The organism is Streptomyces viridosporus (genome assembly GCF_002078235.1).
GTDB lineage: Bacteria > Actinomycetota > Actinomycetes > Streptomycetales > Streptomycetaceae > Streptomyces > Streptomyces viridosporus.
Map to the genome: position 1 here is coordinate 1 of NZ_MSGP01000103.1, position 2,730 is coordinate 2,730.

Consider the following 2,730-nt stretch of genomic DNA (forward strand, 5'->3'; position numbering starts at 1 on the left):
TCAGGGGGCCGGTCAGGGACCCGAGGTGGAGCGGACGGCGACACTGCGTGACTTCCGGGTACCCGCGTACGTCCACGAGACCGGTCCGTACGTCCAGAGCACCCACCCGGGTGACGTCGCCCCGCCGTCCGAGGAGGCCTACCCGGAGGGGTACACCCCCACGCAGCGGGACCTCCCCGTCATCAATCGGGGTGACACTGTTCAGGTGACCGTCGACCCCGCGTCCGTGCCCGCCCCGCAGCCCGCGGCCGGGCCCGGCCCGCTGTACGTGGTCGGTGACGTCCACGGCTACCTCGACGAGCTGGTGGCCGCCCTTCAGGAGCAGGGCCTCATCGACGCCGCGGGGAAGTGGTGCGCCGGTACCGCGCGGCTGTGGTTCCTCGGCGACTTCACCGACCGCGGCCCGGACGGCATCGGCGTCATCGACCTCGTGATGCGGCTCTCCGCGGAGGCCGCCGCGGCCGGCGGCTACTGCAAGGCCCTCATGGGCAACCACGAGCTGCTGCTGCTCGGCGCCAAGCGGTTCGGCGACACCCCCGTCAACTCCGGCGCGGGCACCGCCACCTTCCAGGCGGCCTGGCTGCTCAACGGCGGCCAGAAGACGGACATGGACCGCCTCCAGGACCACCACCTGCAGTGGATGGCCCGCCTCGACGCCGTCGAGGAGGTCGACGGCCACCTGCTGCTCCACTCCGACACCACCGCCTACCTCGACTACGGCCGCTCCATCGAAGAGGTCAACGACACCATCCGCGAGACGCTCACCCGCAACGACGTGGACGAGGTCTGGGACCTGTTCCGCAAGTTCACCAAGCGGTTCTCCTTCCGGGACGAGGGCGGCGCCGACGCGGTGCGCTCCCTGTTGGATACGTACGGCGGCACCCGGGTCGTTCACGGCCACAGCCCCATCCCGTACCTGCTGGGCGAAGTCGGCTCCGAGGACGGCGAGGACGACACCGGCCCCGTGGTCTCGGGACCGCACGTCTACGCCGACGGTCTCGCCATCGCCATGGACGGCGGCGTCACGATGGCCGGAAAACTGCTGGTCCAGCAACTGCCGCTCGGCATCTGACGGTTCACGGGGCCGTCGCCCGGCGGCCCCCGACCGCATCGCACACGCGGCAATTTCGGTAAACCCCCTGTCACCGCGTACCGTCACCGCTCTACCATCGGCTTATCCGTAGCAGGCTCCCCTCCGTTTCTGCCCGACGGCTCGTCAGCATGCCGAGCCCCAAGCCCTACGGAGCATCGGGGGATGCACATGAACAGCGTTCCGCAGTACCTGTTGAACGAGGACCGCACGGAATACGAGCGGATTCTCGATGAGGCGCTGCGCTCCGCACCACACCGCCCGGAACTGGCCGCTGTCGGACAGCGGCTCAATACCGAACAACTGCGCACGATGGCACTGGGCGCCACCGCGATCATCACGGCGGCCGCGGCGACCGAGTACCAGCACTACGTGAAGATCCGCGAGGAACTGCGCCGGCCGACGGCGCCGTCCGCCCCGTCCGTCCGCGACTCCGACTCCGCCGAGCCGGGCGCGCACGCGGGCGGGCTCGCCGCCACCGTGGGCGAGGTCGCCGAGGCCTCCGGCGCGGGCGCCGTCGCCGTCGTCGCCGTCCTGGCGCCCGTCCTGGCCGGAGCCGCGGCCGCGATATTCCTGCTCGTCGGTTACGTCCTGCGGGTGCTCGACCCCGACGCCGCGTTCGCCCGGACCATCCTCACCACCGGCTGGGTGTTCGGCGCCGTGACGGCGGTCGCCATCCTCGTCGCCGCGGTGGGTCTGCTGCTCACCGCACTGCGCAACAAACCCTCGGCCCTCGCCGCTCCGTACGACGTGCTCGACGGGGAGCTGACCCGGGCCAGGGACGCCTGGCGCGAGGCCCTGCTGGAACGGGGGATCCTGCCGTTCCTGCGGGACGCGCTCGCCGATCCGGCGGCGGCCGGCGCACTGCGTCACACGGCACCGCCCGCGCCGACCAGCCGCATGCCGCACCTCGGTTACGGCCGGCCGGGTTTCACCAGCCCCGGCGATGGCCCCGCCCGCGGCCCGCGGCCCAGCTACTCGAGCCCGGACTACTCGAGCCCGGACTTCGGGGGGCCGGAGCACCGGCCGGAGTAGCCGGACGGACCCCCCGTCGGCTTGCGCCCCCTTCCGGGCGGAGCCCCTCGGGGCCCCGCGTCGGAGGGCGCGAGCCGGGTGGGTGGTGCCTGCCCGCGGTGTGCCGCCGTGCGCCGGTCAGAGAATGCCCGCCCGCCGCGCGGCCGTGATCCACATCGGGAACTCGGACAGCAGACGGTCGTACAGCTCCGGGTCCGGCACGGTGCCGATGTCGTCGACGGCGAAGAAACCGACGTTGTCGACGCGGCGTCCGGGCAGCGTGTCGAACCGCTCCAGCACGCCGTAGTTCGACCGGCCCAGCCCCACGAACTGCCAGAAGACCGGTTCCTCGACGGCCTCGCGCAGCTGCTGCTCGATCTCGGCGTTGCGATAGACACCGCCGTCGGAGAAGAACAGCACGAGGGTCGGCACGGAGGCGGGGTTCTCCCGGACGTACGCGCGGACCTCGGCGATGACCTTCTGCTCCTCGTTCTGGAACCCGACCTCCCGCATGTCGACCTGGCGCGGGTCCAGCCCCTTCTTCCGCTTGCGCCGGAAGAGACCCAGCTCTCCCACGCGCACGTGCAGCCGCAGCCACTCGGGGAGCTCGCCGATCTGCAGATCGG

3 protein-coding genes are annotated in these 2,730 nt (G+C 71.8%); 2 read left to right on the top strand and 1 reads right to left on the bottom strand.

Annotation, left to right across the window (positions count from 1 at the left end; translation table 11 throughout):
- Together B7L92_RS07320 and B7L92_RS07325 are read left to right on the top strand one after the other, a co-directional pair.
- Window positions 1-1,072, top strand: a 1,072-nt coding sequence (locus B7L92_RS07320) for a metallophosphoesterase (protein ID WP_255310800.1), incomplete at its 5' end; no start/stop codon positions are given.
- A 183-nt stretch (window positions 1,073-1,255) separates the two neighbouring features.
- Window positions 1,256-2,125, top strand: a complete 870-nt coding sequence (locus B7L92_RS07325; protein WP_081236646.1) for a hypothetical protein — start codon at window positions 1,256-1,258, stop codon at window positions 2,123-2,125.
- Between the two features lie 117 nt (window positions 2,126-2,242).
- Here the strand turns inward: B7L92_RS07325 and B7L92_RS07330 are convergent.
- The coding region (locus B7L92_RS07330) for a VWA domain-containing protein (protein WP_143626254.1) at window positions 2,243-2,730 on the bottom strand (488 nt) is incomplete at its 5' end.

Bases quoted from the DNA above. Each gene is read 5' to 3' on its own strand.
- B7L92_RS07325 (WP_081236646.1), top strand. From the start codon at position 1,256: ATGCACATGAACAGCGTTCCGCAGTACCTGTTGAACGAGGACCGCACG.